This window comes from Inquilinus sp. KBS0705 (assembly GCA_005938025.2).
Taxonomy (GTDB): domain Bacteria; phylum Bacteroidota; class Bacteroidia; order Sphingobacteriales; family Sphingobacteriaceae; genus Mucilaginibacter.
Genome location: VCCI02000003.1, coordinates 408,339 through 423,321, shown reverse-complemented (window position 1 = coordinate 423,321; position 14,983 = coordinate 408,339). Strand labels below are relative to the sequence as shown.

20 protein-coding genes are annotated in these 14,983 nt (G+C 42.1%); 19 read left to right on the top strand and 1 reads right to left on the bottom strand.

Going from position 1 to position 14,983, the window contains the following annotated elements; translation table 11 throughout:
- Positions 1–64: 64 nt before the first annotated feature.
- Genes FFF34_016180 through FFF34_016165 form a run of 4 tightly spaced genes read left to right on the top strand, consistent with a single transcriptional unit; the run spans position 65 to position 2,607 of the window.
- Positions 65–1,288, top strand: a complete 1,224-nt coding sequence (locus tag FFF34_016180; protein ID TSD64090.1) for a site-specific integrase — start codon at positions 65–67, stop codon at positions 1,286–1,288.
- A 58-nt stretch (positions 1,289–1,346) separates the two neighbouring features.
- A complete protein-coding gene (locus FFF34_016175) occupies positions 1,347–1,619 on the top strand; it encodes a hypothetical protein (GenBank protein TSD64089.1) in 273 nt (90 codons plus the stop codon).
- Positions 1,620–1,621: 2 nt separating this feature from the next.
- Positions 1,622–2,287, top strand: coding sequence for an AAA family ATPase (locus FFF34_016170; protein TSD64088.1), 666 nt, complete (start codon positions 1,622–1,624; stop codon positions 2,285–2,287).
- Positions 2,287–2,607 (top strand): hypothetical protein, encoded by a 321-nt coding sequence (locus FFF34_016165; GenBank protein TSD64087.1) that lies wholly within the window; start codon positions 2,287–2,289, stop codon positions 2,605–2,607. The genes FFF34_016170 and FFF34_016165 overlap by 1 nt, the downstream gene beginning before the upstream one ends.
- Here the strand turns inward: FFF34_016165 and FFF34_016160 are convergent.
- Positions 2,593–3,294 (bottom strand): hypothetical protein, encoded by a 702-nt coding sequence (locus tag FFF34_016160; protein TSD64086.1) that lies wholly within the window; start codon positions 3,292–3,294, stop codon positions 2,593–2,595. The genes FFF34_016165 and FFF34_016160 overlap by 15 nt on opposite strands.
- Before the next feature lie 306 nt (positions 3,295–3,600).
- Between FFF34_016160 and FFF34_016155 the strand changes: the two genes are divergently transcribed.
- The 15 genes from FFF34_016155 (at position 3,601) to FFF34_016085 (ending at position 14,981) form a co-directional block, all read left to right on the top strand.
- Positions 3,601–3,864, top strand: coding sequence for a helix-turn-helix domain-containing protein (locus FFF34_016155; protein ID TSD64085.1), 264 nt, complete (start codon positions 3,601–3,603; stop codon positions 3,862–3,864).
- Entirely contained in the window at positions 3,864–4,169 is a 306-nt protein-coding gene (locus FFF34_016150) for a hypothetical protein (protein ID TSD64084.1), read from the top strand. The genes FFF34_016155 and FFF34_016150 overlap by 1 nt, the downstream gene beginning before the upstream one ends.
- 427 nt (positions 4,170–4,596) lie before the next feature.
- Positions 4,597–5,148, top strand: coding sequence for a hypothetical protein (locus FFF34_016145; GenBank protein TSD64083.1), 552 nt, complete (start codon positions 4,597–4,599; stop codon positions 5,146–5,148).
- A 17-nt stretch (positions 5,149–5,165) separates the two neighbouring features.
- The gene (locus tag FFF34_016140) at positions 5,166–6,089 is read left to right on the top strand and encodes a molybdopterin-guanine dinucleotide biosynthesis protein MobB (GenBank protein TSD64082.1); all 924 of its coding nucleotides are present in this window, start codon (positions 5,166–5,168) and stop codon (positions 6,087–6,089) included.
- 403 nt (positions 6,090–6,492) lie between these two features.
- Positions 6,493–7,584 carry a c-type cytochrome gene (locus FFF34_016135; protein TSD64081.1) on the top strand — a complete coding sequence of 364 codons (1,092 nt, stop codon included), beginning with the start codon at positions 6,493–6,495 and terminating at the stop codon, positions 7,582–7,584.
- 13 nt (positions 7,585–7,597) lie between these two features.
- Positions 7,598–8,056 carry a hypothetical protein gene (locus FFF34_016130; protein TSD64080.1) on the top strand — a complete coding sequence of 153 codons (459 nt, stop codon included), beginning with the start codon at positions 7,598–7,600 and terminating at the stop codon, positions 8,054–8,056.
- A 35-nt stretch (positions 8,057–8,091) separates the two neighbouring features.
- Positions 8,092–9,012, top strand: coding sequence for an ABC transporter substrate-binding protein (locus tag FFF34_016125; GenBank protein TSD64079.1), 921 nt, complete (start codon positions 8,092–8,094; stop codon positions 9,010–9,012).
- A gap of 1 nt (position 9,013) precedes the next feature.
- Positions 9,014–9,754 (top strand): hypothetical protein, encoded by a 741-nt coding sequence (locus tag FFF34_016120; protein TSD64078.1) that lies wholly within the window; start codon positions 9,014–9,016, stop codon positions 9,752–9,754.
- 56 nt (positions 9,755–9,810) lie between these two features.
- The gene (locus tag FFF34_016115) at positions 9,811–10,707 is read left to right on the top strand and encodes a LysR family transcriptional regulator (GenBank protein ID TSD64077.1); all 897 of its coding nucleotides are present in this window, start codon (positions 9,811–9,813) and stop codon (positions 10,705–10,707) included.
- A gap of 190 nt (positions 10,708–10,897) precedes the next feature.
- Positions 10,898–11,170 carry a hypothetical protein gene (locus tag FFF34_016110; protein ID TSD64076.1) on the top strand — a complete coding sequence of 91 codons (273 nt, stop codon included), beginning with the start codon at positions 10,898–10,900 and terminating at the stop codon, positions 11,168–11,170.
- Between the two features lie 36 nt (positions 11,171–11,206).
- Positions 11,207–11,815, top strand: a complete 609-nt coding sequence (locus FFF34_016105; GenBank protein TSD64075.1) for a Crp/Fnr family transcriptional regulator — start codon at positions 11,207–11,209, stop codon at positions 11,813–11,815.
- Positions 11,816–11,874: 59 nt separating this feature from the next.
- Complete coding sequence (locus FFF34_016100) at positions 11,875–12,663, top strand: sulfite exporter TauE/SafE family protein (GenBank protein TSD64074.1); 789 nt, start codon at positions 11,875–11,877, stop codon at positions 12,661–12,663.
- Position 12,664: 1 nt separating this feature from the next.
- Positions 12,665–13,225: a YeeE/YedE family protein gene (locus FFF34_016095; GenBank protein ID TSD64073.1), complete on the top strand. Its 561-nt coding sequence runs from the start codon at positions 12,665–12,667 to the stop codon at positions 13,223–13,225.
- On the top strand, positions 13,222–13,632 hold the full coding sequence (locus FFF34_016090) for a transporter (protein TSD64072.1): 411 nt from the start codon (positions 13,222–13,224) through the stop codon (positions 13,630–13,632). Before FFF34_016095 ends, FFF34_016090 begins: the two co-directional genes overlap by 4 nt.
- A gap of 14 nt (positions 13,633–13,646) precedes the next feature.
- On the top strand, positions 13,647–14,981 hold the full coding sequence (locus FFF34_016085) for an MBL fold metallo-hydrolase (protein TSD64071.1): 1,335 nt from the start codon (positions 13,647–13,649) through the stop codon (positions 14,979–14,981).
- The last annotated feature ends 2 nt before the right edge of the window (positions 14,982–14,983 follow it).

The window sequence follows — 14,983 nt, the reverse complement described above, 5'->3', positions numbered from 1 at the left end:
TGAACATCTTGTGAAGTTCTAATTGCAAGCTTACTTTTGTTTCACTTTTAACGCTTAAAACCGTATGAAAACTACATTCAGCTTGCTCTTTTATTTAAAGAGGCCAAAAAACTATGAAAAAGGGCCAATGCCCGTCTATTTGCGTATTACTGTAAATGGTAAACGCGCCGAAACTACCTCCTGCAGGGAATGCCTGCCTGCCAACTGGAACAGCAAATTAGGGCGCTTTCGTGGCACTAAAGAAGAAATCAAATCGTTTAACGCCTATCTTGACAACCTGCAATCGCAGGTTTATGAGGCGCACAAAACGTTAACAGAAGCTGGAGTTTTGATAACCGCAGACTTACTTAAAAACAAGTTATTGGGTAAAACCGAAAAATTGAGGACCTTGATCAATGTTTTTAAAGACCATAACAAAAAGATAGCAGCGTTAGTCGGCAACGAATATGCGGCAGGTACCCTAACGCGTTATGAAACATCTTTGCGCCACACCCTAAGCTTTATGGAGTGGAAATACCAGGTAGCAGATATCGATATTAAAGCTGTCGACCATGATTTTATCAGTAATTATGAATTTTACCTGCGTTCCGAAAAAAAATGCGCCAACAACTCAGCGGTTAAATACATTAAGAACTTCAAAAAGATCATCCGCATCTGCCTGGCCAGCGGATGGTTAGAGAAAGATCCTTTTGTAAATTATAAAGCCAAAGTAAAACAGGTAGACAGGATATTTCTTAATGCCGATCAAATTAGACAAATATCAGAGAAAGCTTTCGATACAGACCGGCTAAACCAGGTCAGGGATATTTTTCTTTTTTGTTGTTTCACAGGCCTGGCTTATGCAGATGTACAAAAACTAAAGCAGTCGGAGATCATAAAAGGCGCTGACGAAGAGATGTGGATCGTCACTAAACGTTTAAAAACGGATACACCGACCAAAGTGCCTTTATTACCCGCAGCGCTGACGATACTGGAGAAATATAGCAATGATCCTGTTTGCAATATCAAAGGTAAAGCATTGCCCGTCTCGACCAATCAAAAGATGAACGCCTACCTGAAAGAAATTGCCGGGGTTTGCGGCATCAACAAAGAGCTTACTTTTCACACCGCCAGGCACACCTTCGCAACAACGGTTACTTTGTCTAATGGGGTGCCGATCGAGACCGTCTCAAAAATGCTAGGGCATACTAATATCAAAACTACCCAGCATTATGCAAAAATATTAGACATGAAAGTCAGCAAGGATATGGCGGTGTTAAAAGAGAAGTATAAAGCAGGTGCTTTTTAAATAAGAAAATGAAAATCCAGCAACTAAAAAATCAATTCACTTAAATAATTATATTTGTATGAGAACAATTAATAACAATCCAACAACCACCGCTGTGATTGAACCCATCAGAAAATCTGTTTTTGAAATGTCAGCAGAAGAACTCTCTGAAAGACTTAGACCGACAGCAGAAATGCTAACGCAAGAGGCATGGGACAACAATTCTTATATTGTTTATTTTGATGAAAAGTTATGTCCTGCCGATGATATTATGGTTCATGAATACCGTGATCATAAAGAGCTCGTGAGGGTACTAGGCGTTGACAATATCCAGGTTATTAAAGTTCTGTAGATATGAAAACCCAACCCCAGCTCATTTTTGTAGCGGGGCCAAATGGAGCAGGTAAATCGACTTTCTCAAAGGATTTATCCCCTGCTGGTGCATTTATCTTTGATCCGGATAAAGAACAGGCCGCTATAGCTTTAAAATACGCCAATTATCCTCCGGAAAGTATTGGACATGCATTTCAACAATATTTTCAGGATTGTATAGAATTAGCAATTAAGAAAAATAGGGATTTTGTCATTGAAACAAATTTCAGGGATCATTTATTGATGGATATTGCTGAACGGTTCAAATCCTATGGCTACGAAACTAATATGATATATCTTGTTTTACAAAGTATTCCCGAGTCGATGGCTCGTGTTGCAGCCCGCGTAAAAGCAGGGGGCCATTATATCGACGATGCCAGCATTCTGTATAATTACAATGAAGGGCTTAAAAATCTGGAATATTTTGCCGGCCGTTTTGACAACCTGGAGATTATTGATGCCACAGGTGACTATCATAAATTAAGGTCTGTGATGAGCATTCAAAAACAGCAACTAATTTATTTGAGCGATAAGCTGCCTAAAAACGCAGCGCTGATCATTAACCAAATTGCAGGTCGCTACGGTAAAATTTCAGAGAAGCGGGACAATGACGAAGAGCGAGGCCGGGATTATACTATAGGCAGGTAGTGAAAACCATCAGGAAAAGCCGTTTCCACATTCCGCAATGCTGCATTCCGGAAACAGCTTTTCCTTACTCGCAGGCTAACATTCGCTATGCTCACGACAGCCTTTTCGCCACCCCACCATCGTTACATTCCTTTTTTCACCCTTTCGCGAATTTAGGCCAAACCGGGATGAAAATTCAAGGGCATGTAAATGGGCAAAAGTGTTTTTGTTTTCAGCGGCCGCCCACCCTTGAGTTTTCACCCGGTTTAACTCAATTGTTGCTCAAGTTGAAAAAATGGTATGCATTGTTCAATCCTATTGCTACTTTATTTTATTTGTAATCGAGCCCAGTCGTTGACCTGGCTATTCAGTTTTTCCGGATCCATTCCAGGAAAGTTTATGCTGGCATATTCCCTAAACGCTGCTTGAGTTTCCGGCTGTTCCCATTCCATCGCCGTTAATAACAGCATCGGCCATTGTTTGGTTTCTTTCATAAAACCGTAAACAGATAAATATGGCGGCGCGTAGTAGAATGAGTTTTCAATCAGTTTATCATAAACGGTTTTATTAAACGAGCTTTTCATATCCCTAACAGCATCAAAGGCAATCACGTTTTTACTGCCATACAGCATAATATCTCCTAGTGCAGGCATACCCTCATCCCAGAAGAAGGTATGCAGGTAATTAATAAACCCGCTTTCCATTTCGTCACACAGGTCTTTGCTGTAATGAGCGTATTCCCTTTTAAAGAGTTCCAGCGAAAAATCATCGGAGTGCCTGGCAATAATAAATTTAATGACTTCAGTTTCTATTTTAATCACATCCAGCAGTTCTGGCCCTTTTCGGATACCGGTTCCCGGTATGGTCAGTAAATAGCGCTCTTTGGACAATAGCTCGAAATAATAACTCTTAAAAAAAATGGTCCTGCGCTCATATGTTACCTGCACATATAGCGGATGCGTGGTTACCCCATGAAAACTGACCTGCTTTAGCCGGTCATTGAAATAGGTTTTAAAAGAGATTCTCAATTTTTTTACTTTTTTTTAAATTATTTTCAGTGGCTTTTGGCGGTTTTTGATAGGCTGCTAAAATTTATTTACACCTCAACTATCGCAAATAACGCCGATCCGTATTAAATTGAATGAACATGATCGCACTGCAAATATATCATAAGTTTTGATGTATTTTATTTTATCAAAACATATATTTACATTTGCTTTGGTTGCAAAACCGGCTGATCTTCTATAATCCTTAGTCAGCGAGCCTACCCATGCCTGTTCAGGGGATGGAGGGATGTCAAATTATTATTTATTCATCTACTAAACAACTATTTTATGAATGTGGACCTGTTATCAAAGGAAGATTTAAAAATCTTCAAAACCGAATTACTGAACGAGATCAAGGAAATGATCAAGCCTGGCACAGGGCAATCCAAACAATGGCTCAAAAGTGCGGAGGTCCGGAAGATGCTGAGCATTTCTCCCGGTACCTTACAAAACCTGCGGATCAATGGCACATTGCGCTATACCAAGATCGGCGGGATGATGTACTACAAGCTGGAGGATATCACAAAAATACTGGAAGGGAATCAGCGCTGATGCAAACCAAAATAAACCTCGCATTTGCGGATTACAGCAGGCTGGTCAGGCGTATGGGAAAAGACCAGCACCTTTCCAGTACGCATATCAGCTTATGCGCTGCCTTGTTCGCTGCCTGGCAAAAAAGCGGCTATGACAATCCTTTTGGCATTACCCGCAAACAACTGATGGTATATTCCAAGATTGCTTCGGTGGCAACGTATCACAAGTGCATTCGTGAATTGGATGAATATGGATACATACGCTACCAACCAAGTTTCAGTCCCAAACAAGAGAGCCTGGTTTACTGGCCGAATTTAGCGTAAGATGAAACTGAAGCACGATGAACGGCATGTAGAACAAGTTCAAAGTTCGCAGAGCACTTGTTCATTGGGAACAAGTGCTCTGCGAGCGCATCAGCCGAGACTATCGCTATAACTATTTATCAGTCTATCGCTATATCGGCAGGGCAATAATCAAAAATTTTAACCACTTTTTTATGACCGCATCGAACAAGTTCAGGGATCTTCATCGTCCTTTTCTTCATGGAAGAAAAGGAGCAAGCGGAAGTTGGGCAGAGCCCTACTTTGCTTGCCCTACGCTTCGATACGGGGGTTTTGCGTATCCTCCGGGGATACTTTAGGCGGTTCCTGGCTGAAAAATAAAAGAAAAAGAATACTTGGCAGTATTCCTTATAACTGGACAACCCTATAAACCTGAATTAAGGCTTATGCGGACAAATGGATTAGAACAATGGAAGACATTAATGTAAGATCAGTGCGATACCCCGTAGTGGTTGATCAAAAGTTTGAAAAGATCGCCCTAAAGCTGGGCCGTACAAAGCGCCAGGTTTTTATTCAGATGGTCGATTATTTTTATAAAAGTAAGAAAGACCCTATAGACCTGAATGATGAGCTTTTGAAAAACACTCTGCTGAAAAACCACCAACAATATATAGGCTTTATCAAAACACAGGAAAACATGCTGCTGGTTCCTATTAAAACGATGCTGGACAGGGTCGGTGAATCCCAGCGGCAGATCATCGATCGATTTAATACAGAAGTGCTGACTCATAATGTGGATGTACTGAATAATCAGCATACCCTGGCAAACATGGTCGGCGAAATGGCCCGGCTGATGGAGGCGATATTACAAAGTCAGAAAAGTAAAGAAATGCTGAAAGCGCAGTTCATTTCCATTTTGGAGGCTTATATAAAATCGAGGGAAGCGTTTACCATGATGATATCAAGTAGGGAAAAAGAAGAGCTGATTGCAGTTACCAAAGAACAAGTGCGGTTATTGTAATTAATTAGGGAGACAATATGTTTATCAATATCAGTGACAGCAAGGAAGCGGCCAACAAAGGGAGCAGCAGTGGGCTGGTGCATTACCTGGAAAAAGAGAACCGGATCGAAAAGAAAAACCAACCCGAAGACTGGTTCAACGGCAAAACGGTCGATATTGACCCCTATCAGGTGATGAAAACCATAGATAATAATATCGCCAAATTAGGTAAGGCTGATGCCAAATTCTTCCTGGTTAATATTAGCCCAAGCCAAAAGGAAATCGCATTTCTAAGGGAGCAATATGGCGATGATGGTGTGAAAAGTCAGTTAAAGGGTTTTGCAGTCCGGGTTATGGATGCCTATGCACAGAACTTCAAGCGCGAAGGCGTGAATAGCCATGAAGACCTGGTTTGGTTTGCCAAACTTGAAAACTATCGTTATTATATTTACACTGATCCTGAAGTCAAACAAGGCTTAAAAACGCGCGGCGACAGGAAGGATGGTGAGCAATTACACATACAGGTAATTGTATCTAGGAAAGATGCTACCAATACGATCAAACTTAGCCCGATGAATAATTCACGTGGGAAGAATGAAGAACATTCTAAAAAGATGGGTCAGTTCGACCGAGTTGCGTTCAAGCAAAGCGGCGAAGGTCTCTTTGACAGCTTATTTGAATTTGACAGGCAACTGAAGGAAACCATGGCTTATGCCAACGTCCAAAAGAATGGCAGTTTAAATGAACGGATAGAAATGGGTTACTTCGACTTAAGAATATCTGAAAGCGATATTGAGCTTGCTAATCAAGAAAGCATTGCCGGGCAAACTGCTAATATCGAGCATTCACTGGAGGATTTTACCACTCCTGTAACCTTTGACATCCGTGACGATGTTGATGATGAGGCGGTTTACGGAAAGAATCGTCAAAAAAAGAATATAGCAAGATCGATTTCCAGGTAATAGTATTAGGAAAATTGACATCTCAAAGCGTTTGTTGAAAATGCCGATAACTTTTGCGACTCAGCACATATGAAACAGAATCGTTAGTTTTAACATGATTTTAGAGTAGCCGAACCACGTTAGTAGCTTGATTATGATGTTTTTCATAATGGTAAATAGATCCGTTATCCGGCAATTAAAGCCGCTATTTTTTCCTATAAAATCGTTTGCCCCGAAATACTTAGATTGAGCGCGGTTTCATCGTACATAAGATGAGATCATCATTATGCGTAGTGGATTTTCAAAGGTGCGCCAGTATCTGATGCGTGATTCATAACATTTGGTTATTGAACATCACATTTTACGATATAACGAACGTCTTTTTTGACTGTACTTTTGGTATATCAATCACAAAAGACAGTAAATGGAAAATCCGGAATCACAAAAAGAGCTTATAAAAACGGTAGTTAAACTGTCGCGGTACACGGTTTATATTAGTTGTATCACAGTTGCCTGCATTGCTATAGTTATTATCTCTTTATCTAATATAGGTTCAACCAGATCGACCGTAACCAAGCCAACCACATCGACGGGAAGTATCCTGTCAAACGAAGCCTCTGCCGTTACTACGCCCCGTTCTATCCCTGCTGATGCCTGGAAAGCGCCTGATGAAAGTACCATCCCTGCAGGTAAAGCAGGTGATGCTATTCGTTACGGCCGCGAGCTGATCGCGCATACGGCCCAATACTTAGGGCCCAAAGGAAGTGTAGCCATGATCACCAATGGGATGAATTGCCAGAACTGCCACCTGGCAGGCGGCACCAAGTTATTTGGGAATGACTATGCCAGTTTCGTTACTAGTTATCCAAAAATGAGCGGACGCAGTGGTAAAGTAGAACCTGCTTCAGAGCGTATTGCAGAATGCTTTGAGCGCAGTTTAGCGGGCAAGGTGCCTGATATACTAGGTAAAGAAGTACAATCTATACTGGCCTACATGAAATGGTTAGGCAAGGATGTGAAGAAAGGCCAAAAGCTATTCGGCAGTGCTACTGAAAAAATAGCTTTTATGGATCATGCGGCTGACCCGGCAAAAGGTAAAGAGGTTTTTGTCATGAAATGCCAGAGCTGTCATGGCTCCAATGGTGAAGGCCTTTTGAACGCAGATCAAAAAACCTATGCCAACCCACCGCTCTGGGGAAAGCATAGCTATAACGATGGTGCAGGAATGTACAGGCTGACCAACTTTGCCGGATTCGTAAAAAACAATATGCCTTTTGGTGCTACTTACCAAAGCCCGCAGCTGACAGACGAAGAGGCCTGGAATGTAGCAGCGTTTGTTAATTCGCAACCCAGGCCGCATAAAGACCAGCACAAGGATTGGACCGACCTGAAGAAAAAACCGATCGATTTCCCGTTTGGCCCCTATGCGGATGGCTACAGCGAAAAGCAACACAAACTCGGCCCATTCAAACCAATAAAAGACGCACAAAAAGAATTAACCAGTAAAAAATCGTAAACAAATAGAAACCATGAAAAAGTACACTTTCCTACTCGCAGCATTCGCCCTGATGGCTTTTGTAAAACCTGCCACAGCGCAACAAACAGACCCGGCCACCTTTACCGGTGCCGAGGCTAAACTTAAACATTACAATGCTTTGTACATCCTTAATTCTAACGACGAGAAAAAGATCAAAGGGACCCTGCGTAATATCGACAACGCGATTGAAGATCCACGGCTGAAAGGTAAACTGCATGTCGAATTAGTTGCATTTGGTGATGGCGTAGCCGTATTTATGAAAAACGGCGCTTACGAACAGGCTTTGAAAGACTTGCAGGCAAAAGGCGTAGTCTTAGCCCAATGCAGCAACACGATCAGGGAGCGAAAGATCGATAAAGCTGACCTTTTCCCTTTTATTTCCTATGTGCCGAGTGGCAATGGTGAGATCATTATCCGTCAATATGAAGGCTGGGCAACCGTACATCCGTAATTCGTATCACAACTTTAAATTGTAAATAACAGATTATGAAATATCTTCATAAAATAACATTCGCAATAGCAATAATATCCGCTCTGAGCAGCCAGGTAAAAGCCCAGGATCACCGCTTTGATCCGCCATGGAATACACCGCCGGAAAGTAAGGTTATGTTTACCGTACCAGGCGTAGATAACGTGCCCGATCTTTTTGGCGACATTAACGATCCGCAGTTAGTTGTATTCTTTGCCGGGAATCAGTTCATGTGTATTGACGACCTGATGGCAGCATTTAAAAAGGAACACCCGCAATACCAGCGCATTTTCGCGGAAACTTTACCGCCGGGAATTTTAGCTAAGCAGATCATCGGTGGTTCTATCACCATCGGCAATATGCGCATCACCTTACAACCGGATGTATATACCGCGGGCAAAAGTCGCACCGACCAGATGCCCGAATACTTTAGCAGAACAGAACCCTATGCTTATAACCGTTTAGCGATTATGGTGCAGAAAGGCAACCCTAAAAATGTAAAAGGACTGAAAGACCTGGGCCGCGCAGACGTAAGGGTGAGTATGCCTAACCCGGAATGGGAAGGTATTGGCAAGCGCATTGAAGAGGCTTATTTATTGGCTGGTACCGAAACATTGCGCAAAACCATTATGGAAGACAAGGTAAAAGATAGCACTACCTACTTAACGCAGATCCATCACCGTCAAACACCGATGCGCATCATGTACAACCAATCAGACGCGGCCCCCGTATGGTATAGTGAGGCTTATTATCAAATGACGATCAAGCACCCGACAGACCTGATAGAGATACCCGCTAAAGATAACATCAACGCCACTTACGTTGCTGGTCAAATGAAAAATGCACCGCATGCACAGGCAGCGAAAGATTTTATGGATTTTTTGATCAGCCCGACGGCCAAAGCGATTTACCGCAAATACGGCTTTACAACTAAATAAGATGAAAATATATATGTTATTGCTGATCGCCACCATAGGTTGCCTGTCAGTTTTCGCCCAAACCGATACCCTGCATGTTTATGGCCCCGGTGGCCCGCTATCCGCGATGCAGGATTGCGCTAAAGTATTTACCGCAAAGACAGGTATCCCTGTAATCGTAACGGGAGGCCCAGAGCCTAAATGGCTGACGGAGGCTCAGCAAAATGCCGATGTAATTTATGGTGGTGCCGAGTATATGCTCACGCAGTTTATCCAGGCCCATCCGGGAATGGTTGATGCCGGTACAAGAGTGGAGTTGTATAAAAGAAGAGCTGCAATTTTGGTCAGGCCGGGAAACCCTAAACATATTGAAACACTGAAAGACCTGACCAGGCCGGGAATACATATTTTAGATGTGAACGGCGCAGGGCAATTTGGATTGTGGGAAGATATTGCCGGGAAAGAAAATCTCATTGGTAGCATTCAACAGAATATCGCAGGTTCTTTCACCAATACCGCTTTAGGGATAGATGCCTGGAAAAAAGATAATCACTATGACGCCTGGATCACCTATGCCTCATGGCATCAAAACCTGAAAACGATTACTCAAATAGTTGAATTACCGATTTCACTGCATTTATACCGGGGAACGCCAGTTGCATTGGCTACTAATAGTAAGCATACTGCGCAGGCTAACCAATTTGTTCAGTTCCTGCAAAGCGCAGCGGGCCACAAGATATTTAAAAAATGGGGTTGGAATTAAATCAATAACTTTACCTTATCGTCCAAGTAAACTGATGATAAACCTTATATAAGATTATGTTAGATTTCCGCTTACAAGTATTCTATACGGTAGCCAAAAGGCTTAATTTCACCAAAGCCTCAGCTGAGTTATATATCAGCCAGCCCGCGGTTACCAAACACATCAAGGAATTGGAAGCAGAATATAAAACTACCCTTTTTGAAAGGAGCGGCAATAAAAAGATCGAACTGACCCCGGCGGGCGATACGTTGCTGCAATATGCTGACAAACTTCTTGCAATCTACAAAGAACTGGAATTTGATATGAACCTGCTGATTAAACAGCATTCGGGAACTTTGCGTATCGGCGGAAGCAATACGGTGTCACAGTATGTGATTCCACCGGTTTTAGCCCAATTCCATCAAAAATTTAAAGAGGTGCAAGTTAACCTGGTTACCGGAAACACCGAGCAAATGGAGCAGGCACTGTTAAATAAAGAAATTGACCTCGGTATTGTAGAAGGAATACACCGTAACCCGCAGATTAAATACCAGGAATTTATAGCAGATGAACTGGTACTGGTTTGCAGTATCAAAAATAACACGATCAAAAAAGACTTTATAAAACCGGAGGATTTAAAAACTCTGCCGCTGTTATTACGTGAACCAGGCTCAGGTACACTGGATGTGATCGCGCACGCCTTAAAGCCCTTTAATATCAAAATCGCCGACCTGCATACAGAAATGCAGTTAGGAGGAACTGAGAGCATTAAATCATACCTGATGCATAGCAATTGTTTCGCCTTCCTTTCTGTTCAGTCTATATTAAATGAACTTAAGGCAAATACTTTGAAAATAGTAGATATTAAAGACCTAACCATTGAACGCCCGTTCTATTTTATTCAGCCGCACGGGCAGCCATCATCATTGGCAGAATTGTTTGTGCGTTTTACGAAAAGCTATCAAGCTATTTGATAACTAAGGATTATTATCAATCCGGCTTTATGATAAAAACCGCTTGCTTTTATGATTGACCTTTGAGTATCAAAACAGAAGGAAAACATCATGAAAACTCATCAATTAGTTATCGACCCTAAAATTTTAGTAACCGGAAAAGCATGTAAATTCTCTTACGCTCCCGCAAAAAAAAATAGAACATATTGCATTGGAAGATAAGGCTGTGATCGGGATAAACACCAAAACAGGTTCGTTTGATAAAGATGCCCCACAAAACCTTTCTTATAAAGAAGCAGGTATTAGGGGGATGATCGTCGTATTTATGCCGGCATTATCCGCTATAGACTGGTATTTACACACCCATACCATGATCTTTATTGCTCCGTTAACCATGTATCTGGCGGTAAGCGCATTAACGATGACCTGTCAGGTAAAAGCGTTATTTACCAAAAACAAGCAGAATAATAGCCAGGTATTGTAACTAATTTAAAACCATTAGTTCCGCTATCTTTGTTCTATGAAATTATTCGGAGCAATTTTAGAAGAAGAACTGCGCGCCAACAGCCAACTTAAAACATTGCCTGCTGAAACGGTGATGATGCAATCTAATAGCTATATCCGGTCGATACCAGTGGTTCTCTCGGGCAGCATGCGCGTGATGCGGCAGGACGAGGATGGCAGGGAAATACTACTTTATTACATCAAACCCGGCGAAAGCTGCATTATGTCTTTTTTGGCCGGGATACATGAAGATACCAGCAAGGTCAAATTGGTGGTAGAAGAAGATTCGGAAGTGCTAATGTTGCCGATAGCAAAAGCCAGCGAATGGATAAAGGTGTATCCGGAATGGGCCGACTTTATCTTTAAACTTTACCATAAACGCTTTGAAGAGTTGCTGGATGTGATCAATGCAGTTGCCTTCCAAAAGTTAGACGACCGGATAGTTACCCTATTGAAGAGAAAGGCCAGTGTTTATGGATCCAATGAGTTCAGTATAACGCATCAGCAACTGGCTGAAGAATTGGGCACCACCCGCGAGGTGATCTCCCGACTGCTTAAACAAATGGAAAAACAGGAATTAATTACGCTCTCCAGAAATAAAATCACTTTAAATATCCCTCTGTAACATAGGTCACCAATTCACAGTCTGCATCCTGGTACATTTGTTTCCTAATCAAAAAATGAGTGGAAATAGCAGGATACGCGGCGGCAATATTAATAGGTCTGTCTTTAGGTTTGATCGGCGGTGGCGGTTCTATTCTCACTGTCCCCATATTAGTTTATTTTTTCTTGATCGACCCTGTTATAGCGACAACCTATTCCCTGTTTGTAGTAGGGTTAACCAGCTCGGCGGGCGCGATAAGCCATTATAGAAAAGGTAACGTCAATTTTAAAATAGCTTTTGTATTTGGTATCCCATCATTAATAGCCGTATTCATCATGCGTAAATGGGTGATGCCCGCCATGCCGCATCATCTGCTCAATATTGGTTCGTTTGAATTGACCAAGCCGGTATTATTAATGCTTGTTTTCGCGGTATTAATGTTGACCGCTTCTATTTCTATGATCAGAAAGAAAAAAGAAATTTTAGTTTCCGACTCACAGTTGAGCTATAACAAATTGGTGATCCAAAGTATTATAGTTGGCATCATCACCGGTTTTGTAGGCGTGGGCGGTGGCTTTTTAATCATTCCATCGCTGGTTTTGTTTGCCGGTTTATCCATGAAAAAAGCCGTGGGCACATCCTTAATGGTAATGACCATCAGTTCATTGTTAGGCGTATTGGGTGACATAAGCCGACATGCCCCAATCGATTATAAATTCTTATTGCTGTTTTCAGCATTTGCCATAGCCGGAATTATAACGGGCAGCTATTTAACCAAATATATAAGCGAAACAAAACTAAAGCCTGCTTTTGGCTGGTTTGTGTTGCTGATGGGCATATTTGTATTGATCACAACTTTAACAAAATAATATGGATATCATTAAACAACCCTGGCCCTGGTATATGGCAGGTCCCCTGATCGGGTTGATCGTACCAGCTTTATTACTTTTAGGTAATAAAACTTTTGGTATTTCCGGAACGCTTAGGCAGGTCTGCGCTGCCTGCATCCCCTCCAATATTTCATTCTTTAAGTATGACTGGAAAAAGGAGAGCTGGAATCTTTTTTTTGCAGCCGGGATTATTATAGGCGGCTTTATTGCTACCAACCTGCTTTCGAACTCCGGACAGGTTAATATCAATCCACATACGACAGCACTGCTGCAGCAGGAAGGTGTCAAGGATTTTAGCGGTTTATTGCCGCAGGATATATTCAGCTTTAGCCAGCTATTAACACTGCGTGGATTTATTTTTATTGTTGTGGGTGGTTTCCTGGTTGGTTTCGGAACCCGGTATGCGGGAGGCTGCACTTCTGGTCACGCCATCATGGGGATCTCTTCTTTACAGTGGCCATCTTTAATAGCAACCTGTTGCTTTATGATCGGCGGATTTGTGATGACCTGGTTTATTTTACCTTATTTATTACAGTTATGAAAAGTCTAAAGTTCTTGGTAGTGGGGATGCTCTTCGGTATTATCCTCGTCAAATCACAAGTGATCTCTTGGTTCAGGATACAGGAAATGTTCCGCTTGCAAGCCTTTCATATGTATGGGATTATTGGCAGCGCGATAGTCGTGGGTATCATTTCAATTCAACTCATCAAACGGTTCCAGTTAAAGACCATACACGGAGAGCAAATTGTTATTCCTGACAAAACATTTCATTGGGGGAATGTTTATGGCGGATTGATATTTGGTTTGGGCTGGGCAATTACGGGCGCTTGTCCGGGGCCGCTGTTTGCTGAAATCGGCAGCGGCTTTTGGGTAATCATTGTTACGCTGTTAAGCGCGATTGCGGGAACATGGACCTATGGTTTGTTAAGGGAGAAATTGCCTCATTAATAATAACAGCTAAAATGAAAATCGAACAATTTGAAGATAAAGGACTGTCTCACTATTCCTATGCTATTTTAAGTGAATGTGACCGGAAGATAATTCTAATAGATCCGTCACGGGATGTAAGCCATTATTTGGCTTATGCTGAAAATAATGGAGCGACGATCATCGGCGTAATCGAAACCCATCCGCATGCCGATTTTGTAAGCGGGCATTTAGAATTGCATCAAACAACTGGCGCGACCATTTATTGTTCTGCATTAGTAGGCGCTGCGTATCCGCATCAAACTTTTGATGATGGAAATAGTATCAGTTTTGGCAAGATCATGTTAAAAGCTTTAAACACGCCCGGCCACTCTCCTGACAGTATCTCCATCGTATTAATGCACGATGGTAAAGACAAAGCGGTATTTACAGGTGACACCTTATTCATCGGGGATTGCGGCAGGCCAGACCTACGTGAGAGTGCAGGTAACCTAACAGCTAAGAGGGAAGAATTAGCAGCCAAAATGTATCATTCACTCCGGGATAAGTTAATGGTGCTTGATAATGACGTCATTGTTTACCCTGCGCATGGGGCTGGAACACTTTGTGGTAAGGCTTTAAGTGAGGCCAATAACAGTACCGTCGGCGCTGAGAAATTAAGCAATTGGTCGCTACAGGCAATGAGCGAAGCCGAATTTATGAAGGTGCTTTTGCAGGATCAGCCTTTTGTACCTAAGTATTTTCCTTATGATGTGGAACTAAATAAGCGCGGCGCACCGGATTTAGCTGATTCATTAAAGGGAGTATCTGTTGGTAAACCAGTTAAAATCAATAAAAATATTTTTGTGGTAGATGCCAGGCCGGAAGGGGCATTTAAAAGCGGGCATCCCCCCGGTTCTATTAATATACAGCATTGTGGTAAGTTTGAAACTTGGCTCGGAAGCATCATTTCGCCCGGGGAAGCTTTTTACCTGATCGCTGAAAGCGATAGTGAGTTAGAGAAATTGGTTTTGCGTTGTGCTAAGATCGGCTATGAAGTATTTATAGAGCAGGCTTTTGTAGGAAATGATGGAAAGGAAATAATGGAAACATTAGACGTTGAGCAATTCAGAACTAATCCGCAGAACTATACCATTGTGGATATCAGGAATCCGGGTGAGGTTAAAGTACATCCGGTATTTAAAAATGCAATCGCTATCCCTTTGCCAGAACTACGCGAAAGGGTTTTAGAGATACCATTTAACAAGCCCATTGTTGTTCACTGTGCGGGTGGTTATCGAAGCGCAGCCGGCAGTAGCATCATCCAGAATGCTTTTGGAGCAAAAACAAAGGTGTATGACTTGGGTGAAGCAATTAAACATTTCTTATAACT